This is a genomic window from Mesorhizobium sp. B2-7-3, from assembly GCF_006440715.1.
Taxonomy (GTDB): Bacteria; Pseudomonadota; Alphaproteobacteria; order Rhizobiales; family Rhizobiaceae; genus Mesorhizobium; species Mesorhizobium australicum.
Genome location: NZ_VFTY01000009.1, coordinates 153,167 through 169,130 on the forward strand (window position 1 = coordinate 153,167; position 15,964 = coordinate 169,130).

The 15,964-nt window shown below is 64.2% G+C and carries 14 protein-coding genes; 9 read left to right on the forward strand and 5 right to left on the reverse strand.

Going from position 1 to position 15,964, the window contains the following annotated elements:
• The first annotated feature begins 123 nt into the window (after positions 1-123).
• The 6 genes from FJW04_RS20915 to FJW04_RS20940 all read left to right on the forward strand — a co-directional run bounded on the left by FJW04_RS20915 (position 124) and on the right by FJW04_RS20940 (position 7,364).
• Positions 124-1,008: a hypothetical protein gene (locus FJW04_RS20915; protein WP_140716407.1), complete on the forward strand. Its 885-nt coding sequence runs from the start codon at positions 124-126 to the stop codon at positions 1,006-1,008.
• Between the two features lie 230 nt (positions 1,009-1,238).
• Positions 1,239-3,131, forward strand: a complete 1,893-nt coding sequence (htpG, locus tag FJW04_RS20920; protein WP_140716409.1) for a molecular chaperone HtpG — start codon at positions 1,239-1,241, stop codon at positions 3,129-3,131.
• Between the two features lie 203 nt (positions 3,132-3,334).
• Positions 3,335-4,213: an ABC transporter permease gene (locus tag FJW04_RS20925; RefSeq protein ID WP_140617955.1), complete on the forward strand. Its 879-nt coding sequence runs from the start codon at positions 3,335-3,337 to the stop codon at positions 4,211-4,213.
• A 13-nt stretch (positions 4,214-4,226) separates the two neighbouring features.
• Entirely contained in the window at positions 4,227-5,069 is an 843-nt protein-coding gene (locus FJW04_RS20930; RefSeq protein ID WP_140617954.1) for an ABC transporter permease, read from the forward strand.
• Complete coding sequence (locus FJW04_RS20935; protein WP_140617953.1) at positions 5,066-6,208, forward strand: ABC transporter substrate-binding protein; 1,143 nt, start codon at positions 5,066-5,068, stop codon at positions 6,206-6,208. The genes FJW04_RS20930 and FJW04_RS20935 overlap by 4 nt, the downstream gene beginning before the upstream one ends.
• Positions 6,201-7,364, forward strand: a complete 1,164-nt coding sequence (locus FJW04_RS20940; protein ID WP_140716411.1) for an ABC transporter ATP-binding protein — start codon at positions 6,201-6,203, stop codon at positions 7,362-7,364. The genes FJW04_RS20935 and FJW04_RS20940 overlap by 8 nt, the downstream gene beginning before the upstream one ends.
• A 173-nt stretch (positions 7,365-7,537) precedes the next feature.
• Here the strand turns inward: FJW04_RS20940 and FJW04_RS20945 are convergent, their stop codons facing one another.
• The 3 genes from FJW04_RS20945 to FJW04_RS20955 all read right to left on the reverse strand — a co-directional run bounded on the left by FJW04_RS20945 (position 7,538) and on the right by FJW04_RS20955 (position 11,250).
• Positions 7,538-8,695, reverse strand: a complete 1,158-nt coding sequence (locus tag FJW04_RS20945) for an FAD-dependent oxidoreductase (protein WP_140716413.1) — start codon at positions 8,693-8,695, stop codon at positions 7,538-7,540.
• A 120-nt stretch (positions 8,696-8,815) separates the two neighbouring features.
• Positions 8,816-10,144 carry an aspartate aminotransferase family protein gene (locus FJW04_RS20950; RefSeq protein ID WP_140716415.1) on the reverse strand — a complete coding sequence of 443 codons (1,329 nt, stop codon included), beginning with the start codon at positions 10,142-10,144 and terminating at the stop codon, positions 8,816-8,818.
• Positions 10,145-10,275: 131 nt separating this feature from the next.
• The gene (locus FJW04_RS20955; RefSeq protein ID WP_140716417.1) at positions 10,276-11,250 is read right to left on the reverse strand and encodes a GlxA family transcriptional regulator; all 975 of its coding nucleotides are present in this window, start codon (positions 11,248-11,250) and stop codon (positions 10,276-10,278) included.
• Positions 11,251-11,865: 615 nt separating this feature from the next.
• Here FJW04_RS20955 and FJW04_RS20960 point away from each other — a divergent pair.
• Positions 11,866-12,576 (forward strand): hypothetical protein, encoded by a 711-nt coding sequence (locus FJW04_RS20960; RefSeq protein WP_140716419.1) that lies wholly within the window; start codon positions 11,866-11,868, stop codon positions 12,574-12,576.
• 56 nt (positions 12,577-12,632) lie between these two features.
• Here the strand turns inward: FJW04_RS20960 and FJW04_RS20965 are convergent, their stop codons facing one another.
• Positions 12,633-12,998 carry a hypothetical protein gene (locus FJW04_RS20965; RefSeq protein ID WP_140716421.1) on the reverse strand — a complete coding sequence of 122 codons (366 nt, stop codon included), beginning with the start codon at positions 12,996-12,998 and terminating at the stop codon, positions 12,633-12,635.
• 224 nt (positions 12,999-13,222) lie between these two features.
• On the opposite strand from FJW04_RS20965, the gene FJW04_RS20970 reads away from it, so the two are divergent.
• Positions 13,223-13,663, forward strand: coding sequence for a hypothetical protein (locus tag FJW04_RS20970; RefSeq protein ID WP_140663452.1), 441 nt, complete (start codon positions 13,223-13,225; stop codon positions 13,661-13,663).
• 68 nt (positions 13,664-13,731) lie between these two features.
• On the opposite strand, the gene FJW04_RS20975 is transcribed toward FJW04_RS20970, so the two are convergent.
• Positions 13,732-15,354: an ABC-F family ATP-binding cassette domain-containing protein gene (locus tag FJW04_RS20975; protein WP_140716423.1), complete on the reverse strand. Its 1,623-nt coding sequence runs from the start codon at positions 15,352-15,354 to the stop codon at positions 13,732-13,734.
• 276 nt (positions 15,355-15,630) lie between these two features.
• Here FJW04_RS20975 and FJW04_RS20980 point away from each other — a divergent pair, with 276 nt between their 5' ends.
• On the forward strand, positions 15,631-15,945 hold the full coding sequence (locus tag FJW04_RS20980) for an EthD family reductase (RefSeq protein WP_140663456.1): 315 nt from the start codon (positions 15,631-15,633) through the stop codon (positions 15,943-15,945).
• Positions 15,946-15,964: the final 19 nt, after the last annotated feature.

Consider the following 15,964-nt stretch of genomic DNA (forward strand, 5'->3'; position numbering starts at 1 on the left):
AGGGCTTGCGACCTTGCCAGGGCTGTCCTGGTGCCCCGATATACGCCACGCCTCGCCATGACTTCACCGCCGCACAATCGCCACCAAGCCACGCGAAGAGCTTGTAAAACGGAGGTTTTCACGATGCGTCTGGTCTGGACTTTGGTGTTCGCGCTGGCGAGCGGTGCGGCGTATGCGGCTTCGCCGGAGGACGACTACATCGCCGCGCGCGACAAGGCGATCGCGGCCATCGCCGCGATGGAAAGCGCGAACGCTCCCATGGAAACGCTCGATGCGGCCAATGAGAAGGCCCGCGCCGATCTCGAACAGCGCCTTTCGACGCTTCTTGGACCTTTCACGGTCAAGGGTTTTCCGGCGGCCGGCAGGATCAATATCGAAAGCCTCAGTTCCTCCGATGTCGGCTTCGGCATGCTGGACGGGCTGCGTCACGGCACCGAGGACGGCCCCAGCATCGTCGCGTCGACACGCGGGCTGGTCGAGCGCTGGCTGCAATCGCGTGCGGCGGAGACGGACGCCGATCTCAAACTGCCCACCAGCTTCGACGCGGCGCTGAAGCTCGATGCGTTCTACACCCAGGCGATCGGCAGCGACGCCGCTTTCACCGGCACGCTCGACTTCACCCTGAAGACGCCCGACGGCGCCGACATGGCGATCGCCCGCCTCGGCGGCTGGGCACAGGACGTCGGACCGAACTACGACCAGGAAATCGTCGTCACGCTGGTCAAGGGCAACAGCGTCATGATCGCCGAGGCGCCCGCGGCACCACCCGTCCCAAGGATCGCGGCCTGCGACGCGGTCTGGACCGCGGCCGACGCCGCCGCGCAGAAACTGGTCAAGCAGGCCACCGACGACAGCGACGAAAATACATCCGATGCCGCCGACGCCGCCTGGGCAAAAGGCGACAGCGACTTCCGCGCCTGCATGGGCAAGAACCTGCGCGACAACCCCGCCTTCCCCGCGCTGCTTGCCCAGGCGCAGGCGCTTGCCGACCAGATGGCGGGGAAGTAGGGCGCGCAGGACCGGGGCGGCGCCGACGCTGCCAATCTCCCCCTTCGCGGGGGAGATTGGCTGTTTCGTCGTCAGCACCGTTTCCACCCCCTTGCGGCCCCAGCATCCCATCACGATATTGTCGGCGCGCTGGCCTTGCTGACGGCAGTTGCCAGCACAGTTGAAAATTGGTGAAAGGAAGTCCTGATCGCGCATGGCGCGGCGGGCGGAGGAAAGCGTGGAAAGCCGGAATGACGACAGACACGAAAGCGACGGAAACCAAGGCATTCGAGGCGGATGTTTCGCGGCTGCTGCACATGATGGTGCATTCGGTCTATTCCGATAAGGACGTCTTCCTGCGCGAACTGATTTCCAACGCCGCCGACGCCTGCGAGAAGCTGCGCTTCGAGGCCGTCAGTCGCCCCGAATTGCTGGCCGACGATCCGAAGCCCCGCATCTCGATTTCAGCCGATCCCGACGGCAAGCTGATCACCGTCGAGGACAACGGCATCGGCATGAGCCGCGACGACATGACGGAGGCGCTGGGCACGATCGCGCGCTCGGGCACGCGCGCTTTCATCGAGCGCGTCGGCGCCGGCAATTCGAGCGAGGACACGCAGCTCATCGGCCAGTTCGGCGTCGGCTTCTACTCCGCCTTCATGGTCGCGACCCGTGTCGACGTCATCAGCCGCCTGGCGGGAAGCGAAGAAGCCTGGCGCTGGTCGTCCGACGGCAAGGGTTCCTACGAGATCGCGCCCGCCCCGCTCGAAGCCGCCCCCAAGCGCGGCACCCGCGTCGTGCTGCATCTGATGGACGACGCCGTGTCCTACACCGGATCCTATCGGCTCGAGCAACTGGCCAAGTCGCAGTCGGGCCATGTGCCGGTGCCGATCACGCTCATCGAGAGGCCCGGTGCCGAGGCGCGCGACATTGCCGATGGCACGGCCCTTTGGGTCAGGCCGAAGAGCGAGATCAAGCCCGAGGAATACACCGACTTTTACCGCGGCGTCTCCGGCCAGTATGACGAGCCGGCCGCCACCATCCATTTCCGCGCCGAGGGCCGGCAGGAATATAGCGTGCTGGCCTTCGTGCCCGGCTCGCGTCCCTTCGATCTCTTCGACCAGGACCGGAAGGGCCGCATGAAGCTCTATGTGCGCCGCGTCTTCATCACCGACGATGCCGATCTGTTGCCGCGCTACCTGCGCTTCATGCGCGGGCTGGTCGATTCCGCCGACCTGCCGCTCAACGTCTCGCGCGAGATGATCCAGGAAAGCCCGCTGCTTGCCGCGATCCGCAAGGGCCTGACCAACCGCGTGCTTGGCGATCTCGCCAAGCTGGCGGAGAACGAGACCGAGGCCTATGCGAAGATCTGGGAAAACTTCGGCGTCGTCCTCAAGGAAGGGCTCTACGAGGACCATGAGCGGCGCGAGCAGCTCTTGAAGCTCGCCCGCTTCCGCTCAACCGCCTCCGGCGAAGGCTGGCGCGGCCTTGCCGACTACGTCTCGGCGATGAAGGAAGGCCAGAAGGCGATCTTCTTCATGGCCGGCGACGACCGTGCACGGCTCGAAGCCTCGCCGCAGCTCGAAGGTTTCAAGGCACGCGGCATCGAGGTGCTGCTGCTCACCGACCCGGTCGACAGTTTCTGGACGTCGATGGCGCCCGAATTCGACGGCAAGCCGTTCAAGTCGGTGACGCAGGGCGTGGCCGAACTGTCCGAGATCCCGCTGCTCGACGAGGCGAACAAGCCGGATGCGGCGGCGACGCCCGAGGTCGATGGCTTCTTGGCCTTCGTCAAGGCGGCGCTTGGCGATGCCGTGTCGGACGTGAAGGCCTCCGACCGCCTGACCGAAAGCGCGGTCTGCCTGGTGGCGCCCGAACACGGTCCCGACCGCCAGTTCGAGCGGCTGCTGAACGCCGCCGGCCGCCTCGACAAGACAGCCAAACCGATCCTCGAGATCAACCCCCGCCACCAGCGCGTCCTGGCGCTCGCCAGCCTCGGCGAAGACGAGCAGGCCTTCAAGGAGGATGCCGCCCACCTTCTCTACGACGAGGCGCGCGTCCTCGACGGCGACAAGCCGGCCGACGCAAGGGCGTTTTCGGAGCGCCTCGCCCGGCTGATCGCGCGCGGTATTTCCAAGGGCTGAGGAGACGCCGGCCAGCCGTTCCCGACGTGTGGTCGAACGGGGTTGCGTGGCGACCCCGTCTCCCGACAAATTTCGGCATCTCTCGCACCCGGCGACACTGAAGTCCGCTGGCTCAATCGCCGACTGTGGACATCGCGCCTGCAATCCCTCAATCTTGGCCCGGGAACAAAACAGGCGCTTCAAAGAGAGCGCACCGGGTGCTCATGAAACGACGATGGACATTGTATGATCCACGGCTGGCCTGGATGCTGGTCGCGCCGGTGCTCTTGCTGCTGATCTTTTTCCTGGTGCTGCCGATCGCCGTGATGGCCGGCTATACCTTCTTCACTTTTGTCACCGCGGGCGTGGAAACGAGCGCACTGACGACGGCGAACTGGCACGAATTCCTCACCGACAGCTACTATCACGGATTCCTCCTGAAGACCTTGAGGGTCGGAGCCATGACGGCGCTGCTGTGCGGCGTGCTCGGCTACTTCCCTGCCTATTTCATCTGGGCCACGACCTTCAAGCACAAATGGCTGTTGCTGCTTTTGCTGATCGTGCCGTTCTGGATCAGCTTCACCATCCGCACCTTCTCCTGGATCAACATCCTGGGCGAACAGGGCGTCATCAACGTCGCGCTGCTCAAAATGGGCATCATCCATGAGCCGCTGCAGATGCTCTACAACGAAGGCGCGGTCATCCTGGGCATGCTGCACTTCCTGCTGCCCTACATGATCCTCAACGTCTATGTCAGCCTGGAGAGCATTGATCGGACGTTGATTTCGGCGGCCCGCTCGATGGGCTGCACGAGCGCGCAGGCGTTCCGCGAGGTCACGCTACCGCTGTCGCTTCCCGGCCTGGCTGCGGGCCTGCTGCTCTGCTTCGTGCTGGCCGCCGGCAGCTATGTCACGCCGCAGCTTCTCGGCTCGGGCCGCGACGCTCTGTTCGGCAACCTGATCTACGACACCATCATGGGCGAATTGAACTGGCCGATGGGGGCCACGCTTTCGATCGTGCTGTTCATCGTGCTCGGCTTCTTCGCCGCCGTCTATACGCGCTACATGGGCATGTCGCAGATCGTCAAAGGGCTTGGCGGATGACGGGGCTTGCAGGATGAGAGGAACACGGCGCAGGCAGGAAGGCAGATGGGCCTGGCGGCTGACCGGCTTTGTCACGGTCTGCGTCTACATCTTCATGTTCGCTCCGATCGTGGCGACAGTGGTCCTGTCGTTCAACGCCTCGATGTTCGGCGGCTTCCCGATGACCGGCTTCAGCCTGCAATGGTACGGCAAGCTGATGGCCAACGAGGCGGTGCTGGCTGCCTTTCGAACATCCTTGTGGATCGCATTGGTCACCGCCATCGTCACCACCGCCATCGGCGTCACCACGGCGTTTGCCTTGGTCCGCTTCGAATTTCGCGGCAAGCAGGCGCTGAGCACGCTGGTGATCCTGCCGGCATTGGTGCCGGAAACCATCCTCGGCGTCGGCCTGCTGGTGCTGATCAAGGCCGTCGACCAGCCGAGGACCATGCTGCTCCTGGTGCTTGGCCATATCCTGCTCGCCGTGCCCTATGTGGTGCTGATCGCCCAGGCGCGCATGATCGGCATCCGCCGCGTCTACGAGGAGGCGGCACTGTCGCTTGGCGCCTCTCGCTTCTCGTCCTTCCGCGAGATCACGCTGCCGCTGCTCATCCCGGCCGTTGTCGGCGGCGCCCTGCTCGCCTTCACCATTTCGTTCGACAACACCTCGGCCAGCCTGTTCTGGCGGCCGGCCGGCGTCGAGACCATGCCGACCCAGATCCTTTCCATGCTCAAGATTTCGATCAGCCCGGAGATCAACGCGCTCGGCACCGTGATGATCCTGGTGACCGTCGGCATCCCGCTGATCGGTGGCCTGATCCTGCAAAGCCTGACAAAACTGAGAAGACGTGGCGAACCAAAGGAGGAAATACAATGAAACTCACCACCACCAAGCGGCTGGAACGGCTGCACGATCGATACGCCAATGGCGACCTGAGCCGCCGCACGTTCCTGACGCTGACCGCAGCAGCGGCAGCATCGGCGGGCCTTTCGATGCCCTGGATGGGCCGGGCGCTCGCCGCGGTCCAGGAGGTTCGCTTCGACGGCTGGGGCGGCACGGTGCAGGACGCGATCGACAAGTTCGCCTTCCAGCCCTACACGACCAAGACCAAGATCAAGGTGGTCCAGGGCACGTTCGGCGACGAGGACGAGATCATCACCAAGATCAAGACCGCCAAGCCCGGCGACTACCAGGTCATCCATTCCTCCGGCGTGAACTACTACATCAAGTACGTGAACGCCGGCCTGACCTCGGAAATCAACGAGGCCAACATTCCCAACATGGCGAACGTGCTGCAGCCGATGATCGAGCCGTTCCGCAAGCTGACGCCAAAGCTATCGGCCGTGCCCTACGACTACGGCACCACCGGCATCGCCTACAACACCAAGGTGATCTCGCCGGAGGAAGCCAAGGAAAAGGGCGCCGGGCTCCTGCTCGACAAGAAATACGCTGGCAAGGTCGGCGGCTATTCCGACATGACGACGCGCGTCTGGTATGCGGCGCTCGCCACCGGGCAGGACCCCAACAACCTCAAGGACATGGACGCCATCTGGGCCAAGGTGCGCGAGACGCGCGACCTCGCCAAGAAGTTCTGGAGTTCCGGCGCGGAGCTGATGGACCTGCTTTCCAAGGGTGAGATCGTGGTGACCGATGCCTGGTCGGGCCGCGTCGCCGCGCTGCAGGACCAGGGCCATCCTATCGGCTATCTCGATCCGGCCGGCTCCTACGCCTGGATGGAGGACATGCTGATCCTCAAGGGCTCGCCCATGGCCGAGTGCGAGGAGCTCATTAACTTCATGCTCGACCCGGCGACCTCGATCGCGGTGGCCGAGGGCCAGAGCTATCCGCCGTCGCTCGATCCGAACAAGGTCAAGCTGACCGAGAAGATCGAGAAACTGCCGGCATTCGACAAGACGGGCACGATGAAGTCGCTGACCTTCGCCGATCCGACCTATTGGGCGACCAACGAGGACGCCTGGACCAAGCAGTGGAACAGGATCTCGAAGGGTGCCTGACAGCCAGGACACGACACTCCATCCCCGGCCTGTCCAGGCCGGGGCGGCCGGCGCGAGCGCGGCCGCCGAGGCGAACAGCCCGGCGGTCGAGTTCCGCGACATCGACATCGCCTACGGCAAGTTCGTCGCGGTGCGCGATTTCTCGCTGTCGATCCGCAAGGGCAGCTTCGTCACCCTGCTCGGGCCCTCGGGTTGCGGCAAGACCACGATCCTGCGCTCCATCGCCGGCCTGGTCGATATTTCGGGCGGCCAGATCATGATCGACGGGCGGCGGGTCGACGACGTCCCGATCTACAAGCGCAACATCGGGCTGGTCTTCCAGAGCTACGCGCTGTTCCCGCACAAGAACGTATTCGACAACGTCGCCTTCGGCCTGAAGTACCGCAACGTGCCGAAGCCCGAGATCGTGCGCAAGGTCGGCAAGGCGCTCGAAATGGTGCGGCTGCCGGGCAGCGAGAAGAAGCTGCCGTCGCAACTGTCAGGCGGGCAGCAGCAGCGCATCGCGCTCGCCCGCGCCATCGTCTTCGAGCCGCAGGTGCTGCTGCTGGATGAGCCGTTGTCGGCGCTGGACGCCAACATGCGCGAGGAGATGCGCGTCGAGATCAAGAAGATCCAGAAGGAAACCGGCATCACCGCCATCTTCGTCACGCACGACCAGGAAGAAGCCCTTTCCATGTCGGATCGCATCGTGGTGATGAACGCGGGCGCGGTGGAGCAGATCGGCACTCCGGAGGAGGTCTACGAGGCGCCGGCGACAGCCTTCGTCGCCGACTTCCTCGGCAAGGCCAACATGCTTGCAGGGACCGTGAGCCGGTCCGGCCAAGGAACGGCAACGGTGGTGCTTGGCACCAGCCAGACGGTCAGCGTGGCTTGTCCAAGGCCGCTTGCCGACGGCAGCAAGGTCACCGTCGTGGTGCGGCCGCAGAAATTTTCGGTCGGTGCTGGAACGAGCGCCAATCGGCTGTCCGGCCGCGTGATCTCGGCCTCCTATCTGGGCGGCAGCGCGATCTACGAGATCGACATCGGCGGCAAGACCAGCCTCCGCGCCAATACACCGATCACTGGCCGCGTGCTTCGCGAAGGCGAGACGATCGAGTTGGGTTTTGCCCCGGACGGCTGCGTGCTGCTGGACGGGGCCGGGAAGCGGATTTCCTGAAGGTCGCGGGCGCTTGGTGCGGTTCAGCCACCATTTGATGCGCCCGTGCCGTCTCGCGCAACAGCCCAGATCCCAGCCGCCTGAAGGCGTGGGGTCTGCAGATCCCCATCGGGGCTCTAAACGCTTGTTTTGCGCAATTCCGGCAGCGCCGGTCTGGTTTCAACTCGCACCGGTCAGTGATCGACTTTGCGGATGTTGCGCTCGGCCGTGGGTGCAAGGCTCCCGGCTCCGGGCACTGAAGCCGGCGCGCCTTGAAGAACCCAATCCGCCGCGATCTGCCCGATCACCGGCGCCAGCTGGATGCCATAGCCTCCGGCGCCGGCGGCGGTGACCAATGCCGGTTCCGAGGCATCGATCGGTCCGACGAGCGGCCGATGATCGGCCGTGACAGGATAAAGGCCGGCCCAGCCACGGCCAAGCCGCGCGCCCGGCAGATCGGGCAGCCGTTCCAGCAGCAGTTCGGCCAGGTGGACCTTCGATTGCTCCTCGCACTGGTCGTTGTAATTGTCCGGATCCTCGGGAGCGATGGACGTCACCTTGTGGATCTCGGCAATCAGCGCGCCTGGCTTGTCGTGGCGGAAATTAAGGCCGCTGCCCTCGCCGTCCACGAGGTCCATGACCATCGGCATCGTATAGTCGAGCGGCCTGTCCAGATGGATGACGACCGCCTCATGGCGCTCGGGCCATATGTGCAGGCGCTGGCCGAAGAGCTCGGCGACCCGCGGCGCCCAGGCGCCGCCTGCGTTGACCACGGCATCGCATTCGACCGGATCGCCATTGGTCTCCAGCTTGTAGCCGCCTGGCCGCCTTCCCATCCCGAGCACCTTGCGGTACTGGCGAATGTCGCCGCCCTTTTCACGGATGATCCGCGCCAGGAAATTGCACATGTCATAGGGATCGAGAAAGCCGTTGTCGGGTCCGAACAAACCGCCTTCGAGCCCGTCGGGGCTAAGGTGGGGAACAAGGTCCCTGAGTTCGTTCGCACGGATCAGGCGCGACTTCAAGCCGGCCCCGCCCTGAATCTCGACTGATTTCGCGAACAGCTCCATCTGCGCGGGCGTGCGCGCGAGCCGAAGATAGCCGATGTGGTTGAATTGAAGCCCCTGCCCCTCCCACTGGCGAAACCGGCGGAACGATTGAACGCGAAGCATGATCTCGAACGGATCGGTAAATTGCGACCCGACAACGCCGACCGACCTGCCGCTCGAACCCGAAGCGATCGACTGCGCTTCCAGCACCGTCACGCGCGCGCCCTGTTCGAGGAGGTTGAGCGCCGTGCATAGGCCCAGCGTGCCCGCACCGATCACCGCGACATGGAGGGAAGCTGTCATATTGTCACCTGCTTTCAGGCATGATCCCAGACGTGGGAACCGGTTTTCTCGGACTAACGCTTTCCGTTTGTCCAGAGCTCATGCTTCGACAAAGAGATAGGGAGGCGAATCGACCAAACGTCATCCTGATCCACGCTGCGCTGCGATCTCGCCCAGGGTGTCGTCGATCGCATGCAGAATGCTGCGCGCGTCCGCCTGTGTCATTGGCGTCGAGAGCGCGAACAGGCCGTAGCTGGCAGACAGGACGCCGCGGCTGAGCAAGCCCTTGTGGAATGTATCGAACCTCCGGTGCTCGGCCTGGCCCGGATAGACGGATCTATAGTCGGTAACCGGATGCGAGGTAAAATGAACCTTGAACAGCGAACCGAGGCCCACGCATTGGCCGGCAAGGCCATGCCTGTCGAACGAGGCGGACACCCCTTCGCGCAGGAATGCGCCCAGTGTATCGAGATGGGCAAAGCTCTCCTTCGTCAGCGCCCGCATCGAGGCGAGCCCGGCCCGCATGGTCACCGGATTGGCGGTGAACGTGCCGCCATGGGGAAGAGCGGGCTTGCCCCTGGTCGGATCGAACACCGCCATGACATCGGCGCGCCCGCCAACGGCGCCCACGGGGAAGCCGCCGCCGATGATCTTTCCGAGCGCGGTCAGGTCGGGCTCGATGCCCCACAACCCCTGCGCGCCCGACCAGCCAAGGCGAAACGAGATGACTTCGTCGAAGACAATCAGGGCCCCGGCCGCCCGGGCGATCTCGACCATTGCGTGCAGATAGTCCCGGCGTGCCGGGATGAGGCCGGCACGATTGGGCATCGGGTCGATCAGCACGCCTGCTATGCTGTCGCCCTGGGCGGCGAAGACGGCGCGAAGCGCCTCGACATCGTTGAAGGGCACGGCAATCACATCGTCCAGCACCCCGCGCGGCGTTCCCTTTGCGTAAGGCGTCGAGCTTGGCATGTCGCCCCAATTGGACGGGGAACTGTCCAGGCTCACCTCGGCGAAATCATACGACCCATGGTAGGCGCCTTCGATCTTGACGATCTTCGGCCGCCCGGTGAAGGCGCGCGCGGCCTTGATGGCCATCATCACCCCCTCCGTGCCGGAGTTGGTGAAGCGGATCCGGTCGACGGAGGGCAGCCGGTCGACGAGAAGCTCGGCAAGCTCAATCTCGCTGAGCGTCGGGGCGCCGAAGGCCGTGCCGAACGGCAGTTGCTCGACCACGGCGGCAGCGACGTCGGGATGCGTGTAGCCATGGATCATCGAGGTGAAATTGTTGATGCAGTCATAGTAGACGTTGCCGTCGACATCCCAGACCCTGCACCCCTCGCCTCGCGCGGCATAGATCGGAAACGGATCGACAAAGACGGTGGTGCGCGTATTGCCGCCCGGCATCACCCTCTTGGCGCGCTCGAAGAGGCTCTTTGATCCAGGCATGGCGTCAGGATAATGCGGCATGGCTCTCGCTGGCGAATTTGACCGTCAAGGCAGCAGCGGCACCGCCGCTTGTCGCAATGCTATGGCCAGCTTCTGCACCGACGCAATCGGCCAGGCGGGGTATGCGACACGACCAAGGCCGTCACCGACCATTAGCCTCCCGCCGCCATTGCCCGGTTCGGATGCCTGAGGTGGGTTGGCGTGATGCCGGTCTGCTGGCGGAACACACGGCTGAAATGGCCGGCATTGGTGAAGCCGCAGCGGTAGGCGATGTCGCCGATCTGCAAGTCGCTGCCTTCCAGCAGCGACTTCGCATGATGCACCCTGAGCGTCAGATATGCCGCCATCGGGCCTATGCCCAGTTCCAACCCGAAGAGCCGTTCGAGCTGGCGCCGCGAGCAGTTCAGGCGGCTTGCGATCTCGGCCACCGACAGCGTCTCCTGCAGGTTGCTCTCCATCAACAGCAAGGCCCGCTTCACCGCCCGGCTCGACGCCGCCGGAAACAGGTCGCCGACGGGCTGCACGTCGCGGCTGCTCCTGATCCGGTCGAGCACCAGGATCTTGGCGGCCTTCTCGGCCGCCTTCTGGCCGATGAACTGGGACACGAAATGGCCCGCGAGGTCGGCGGCACCCGTGCCGCCCGCGCATGTCGCGCGGCCCCGGTCGACGGTAAAAAGGCTGTCGGCATGGGCGTTGACCTCCGGGAACCGGCTGCGGAAATCCTTGATGTGGAACCAGCTGACGGCAGCGCTGTAGCCGTCGAGCAACCCGTAGCGCGCCAGCACGAAGCTTCCCGTGCAGAGCGCCGTCAGCGGCACTCCCTTGCCGGCGGCACGCAAAAGAAACGCCTCCTTCTCGGAACTCAGGCTGCGGTTTGTGTCGAGCAGGCCGCCGACCACGACCACGTTATCGAAATCCTCGGGGTTGCCGATCCCCCCGGTCGGCAGCAATTCGACGCCGCAACTTGCCCGGATCGGCAGGCCGCGTTCGCCGACGATCTCCCAGTCGAACTCTATCCTGCGGCTGCGGTCGCCCTCATCGCCCGCCAGCCGCAGCGTGTCGATGAACAACGATAGCGGCGACAGCGTGAAGTCGCGAACGAGGAGAAACGCAAAACGCCTGGCCATTGTTGTTCGGAACCGTCCTCGTCCCCTCTGATTGCACCCTGCTGCGCATCAATCGCCACCCCCTTATATAGCCCGTGTCGGAAAAGGCAGAGTTGGTTTGGCAAGCCCAACTCCTTTCGCCAGCGAATTCCTTTCGCCGGGAAAGTTCTGGTCTTCGGCTTCGTGCACGAGATCCCCGCGACGAACATCGGACGCTGCTCAAGCGCCCGTCGCGTCCGACATGAAGGCGATCGCAACCCTTCTCGCCGCGCGGGCAAGCGCGATCAGCGCCGAGATCAGGCGCGGCCTCGGAGTCGAGGACTTCGAGCAGTCGGATGAGCACGACCGTCCGCGCCGGCGGCGAGACACTTCGCGCGCGCTGGCTTATTGGCTGCGGTGGCAGCCCCAGGGCCACCGACGCTGATCCGGACCTGGAGGGAGTTGCCAAGGCCGCGGCGCGGTGGTTTGGCGAACCCGAATGAAGCGTGTCCATCGGGCGGCGAATCCAACTGCCCCGCCGATGAAGCCGAACACCCGCCGGGTCCCATGCCAGGGGGAACTGATCGAGCCTGATTTCGGTTGTCTGTTGTGCGAACGATCGTTGCACGGCAGGCACCTGACGAGCGAAGATGAAATATGAAACCTGCAGCCAAGCGGCGCGGTTCCCTGCGGAAGGTCCTAGGTGGCATCGCAGCGGCGATTGCGACCACCCCTGACCGGAGGGCCGAGCAAGGCGCGAGCACCGCGTCAATGGTTGCCGAATGGCCGCTGCCGCCGTCGGCGACGCTTGGCTCCTCCTTGCGCCTGAAAGGGATCGAACGCGAAGTACGAGCCAGGCTGCCCTGGACAGTGAGGAAATTTGCCAAGGCCGAGACCGGCCGCATCGTCTTGCGCATGCTGCAAGCCGACGCGGATGCGTTCCGGGCCGCCTCGGCGACCATCTCCAGGATGCTGGAGGGGATCGAAGCGCTGGCCGTGCTTCCGCGAGAAGCGGAGGACATTCTCACCATCTCGTCGCGCGAGCGGCACAAGTGGCTCAGGGATGGTCGCCTGAAAAGCATCGGCACGCGCACCGTAAAGATGCGCGGGCGATCCAAGGCCGTGACCTTCCATGTCTTCGATCCACGCCACATCGAGGACGTTCTTGATCGTGACCTGGCGACCGCCTGGCGGGAGGAGGACGCGCGGGAAACATCCGAAAACAGGAGGCGCGGAGCTGGCAAGGCCGCGCTGACGCGAGCAGGCAAGCGGACGGGCAACGCCCGCAAGACCAGGAATTCGGGAAAAGACGATGCGCCAAAGCTCGAGGGCTGGGACACGTTTGAGGCGGAAGGATTGCTGCGGTAGAGCAACCCCAGGAAAACGATTTTCCGGCGAGGATCGCGCTCGCGCCCCATTCCCGTCTACGGATATTGCGCCTTACCGGGGCCGGCAGCGCCGATATCGCCCTGCAATTCCTTGGGCAGGGGAAGGCTCGAACATTGCAGATGGACGTCGCGGGCGAGCAGCTTTCGCTGCTTCTGCTCGTGCTCCTTGGTGGCCGCTATGATCCCCAATCCATACGGGCCTAGTGCGACGAATTCCCAACCCGGATGCGTTTTTTCGCGGACCGCGTAGTCCGAAGCCGCCGCTCGAGCTTGCTGGCATTGCGGCGACGCCCATTTCTGGTCCTGCTGCGAAAGCGAGGCTCCGTAGTCGACTGGAGAGGTCGCGCATCCGGCCATCGTCGCGGCCAATGCGGACATTGCGAGCCCCACCGCAGTTTTCATCCAGAATCCCTTCGCCAACCACGGTGGAGAGTACATGGACGCCTTCATCTCACAAGGGGAGCGTTGCGACCAGAGAGCCCGGCCTCGTTCCTGGGGCCCCGCCCGTCGCCAGATTTGGACCGCGGCTTGGAACCAATGATGGGCGAGACTGTTCATTTGTAACTTGATACGACGCTGACATTCTTGCCGGCGGGCAAGGCGGCCATCTTCAGGAGTTCCCCATCATGACTATTTCGTCCGGATTTCGTTCAATCGCCATTGCCGCGATCGCCGCTGCGGGCGTCAGCCTGGCCAGCGCCGCGCATGCCGACAGCGGTAAAATCCGCTTCTCCGTCTACAAGGCGGCCTTCTTTGTCGGCGGCTCCGGTGGCGAGGGCACGCTGACTTTCCATGGCCGCAAATACCCGATCTCGATCGGCGGCGTCTCGGGCGGCCTCGCCTTCGGGGTCTCCAAGACCTATTTCCAGGGCACCGTGCGCCACATCAAGCGCGTCCGGGACGTGACTGGCGTATACGGCGCCGCCGGCGGCGGCGGCACGCTCGGCAAAGGCGCCCAGGTGATCGTGATGACCAACGACAAGGGCGCCCAGCTTGAACTCACGGGCCGACAGGTAGGCCTGCAGGTCAACGCCGACCTGAGCGGGCTCGCCATCTCGCTGAGATAAGCCTCGTGGCGTGAAGCGCGTCGCCATGACCGTGCGACGCGCTCCGGCGCACATTTTGAAACTGGAAATCAGCTCCTCAACCCCGGCGCTTCCTGTCCAGTGCGCTCGACATATTCCGTATAGCCGCCACCATAGGTGTGGATGCCTTCCGGCGTCAGTTCGAGCACGCGGTTCGACAGCGCGGCCAGGAAATGCCGGTCGTGCGAGACGAACAGCATCGTGCCTTCATACTGCGACAGCGCCTCGATCAGCATCTGCTTGGTGGTGATGTCCAGATGGTTGGTCGGTTCGTCCAGCACCAGGAGGTTGGGCGGGTCGAACAGCATCAGCGCCATCACCAGCCTTGCCTTCTCGCCGCCTGACAGCACCCGGCATTTCTTCTCGATCTCGTCGCCGGAAAAGCCGAAACAGCCGGCAAGTGCCCGAAGCGGCGCCTGGCCGGCCTGCGGAAAATTATCCGCCAGCGTCTGGAACACGGTGCGCTCGCCTTCGAGCAACTCCATGGCGTGCTGGGCGAAATAGCCCATTTTCACACTCGGTCCCCGCGCCACCGTACCGGTATCGGGATCGGAAGCACCGGCCACCAGCTTCAGCAGCGTCGATTTTCCCGCGCCATTGACGCCCATGATGCACCAACGCTCGCGGCGGCGGACCTGGAAGTCGAGCCCTTCATAGATGGTGCGGCTGCCATAGGCCTTGTGCACGTTCTTCAAGGTGACGACGTCCTCGCCACAGCGCGGCGCTGGCTGGAACTCGAAATTCACCACCTGGCGGCGCTTTGGCGGCTCGACCCGGTCGATTTTGTCTAGCTTCTTCACCCGGCTCTGCACCTGCGCGGCATGCGAGGCACGCGCCTTGAAGCGCTCGATGAAGGCGATCTCCTTGGCCAGCATCGCCTGCTGACGTTCGAACTGAGCCTGCTGCTGCTTGTCGGCGATCGCCCGCTGCTGCTGGTAGAATTCGTAATTGCCGGAATAGGCGGTGAGCGATCCCGCATCGATCTCGACGATCTTGTTAACGATGCGGTTCATGAACTCGCGGTCGTGCGAGGTCATCAGCAGCGCGCCGTCATAGCCTTTCAGGAACTGCTCAAGCCAGATCAGGCTTTCCAGGTCGAGATGGTTCGACGGTTCGTCGAGCAGCATGGCGTCGGGCCGCATCAGCAGGATGCGGGCCAGCGCCACGCGCATCTTCCAGCCGCCCGAGAGCTTGCCGACGTCGCCGTCCATCATCTCCTGGCTGAAGCCCAGACCGTCCAGCACCTCGCGGGCGCGCCCGTCCAGCGCATAACCGTCGAGTTCCTCGAAGCGATGCTGCGCCTCGCCATACTTTTCGATGATCTCATCCATCCGGTCGGCCTGGTCGGGGTCGGCCATCGCAGCCTCGAGTTCCGCCATTTCGGCCGCCACGTCGCTCACCGGCCCAGCACCGTTCATCACTTCCGCGACCGCGCTGTGGCCCGCCATGTCGCCGACATCCTGGCTGAAATAGCCGATGGTTACGCCACGATCGACCTGCACCTGGCCCTCGTCAGGCTGCTCCTGGCCGGTGATCATGCGAAACAAGGTCGTCTTGCCGGCGCCGTTCGGCCCGACGAGGCCGATCTTCTCGCCCTTCTGCAGCGTGGCCGACGCCTCGATGAAGACAAGCTGACGGCCGTTCTGCTTGCCGATGTTTTCAAGTCTGATCATGGTGATCCGGGGAGGCTCAAAGGAGATTGGAGGATTTGCCCGCGCCCTTACGCGAATGAAGATGCCAGGGGAAGAGGCAGAAGCGCCGCAGATGCCTGGCGGAGCACGAGGCGCCGATTTCCTCAACTGGCGGAAATCGGCGGTTTGCATGGCTGCTCCTGCCTGCCGGCGTTCATGAAAAATCGGCGGGCGGTCGAAATCCGCCCTTCTCGAACGACTTTGGCGCGGTGGCCTGCACGGCCAGACCAGAAACGCCAACAGGACAGGACCATGGCAATGGCCAAGATGCTCGTGATCTACAAAACCCCGGCCGATCCGGCCGCCTTCGACCGCCACTATTTCGACGTTCACATACCGCTTGCCAAGAAGCTTCCCGGGCTGCGGCGCTACGATGTGAGCAGGCGGCCCATCGTCAAGCTCTCGGCGGGCGAGATGCCTTATCTGGTGGGAACATTGTATTTCGACAGCCTCGAAGACATCCGCGCTGCCTTCGCCTCGGAAGTCGGCGTCGCCTGCGCCGCCGACCGGCGGATACTGGCTCCGGGCGACGACGATCTGACGATGCTGTTGTTCGACGCCGACGAGGTGTGATCCCGACCGCCAGAAACAC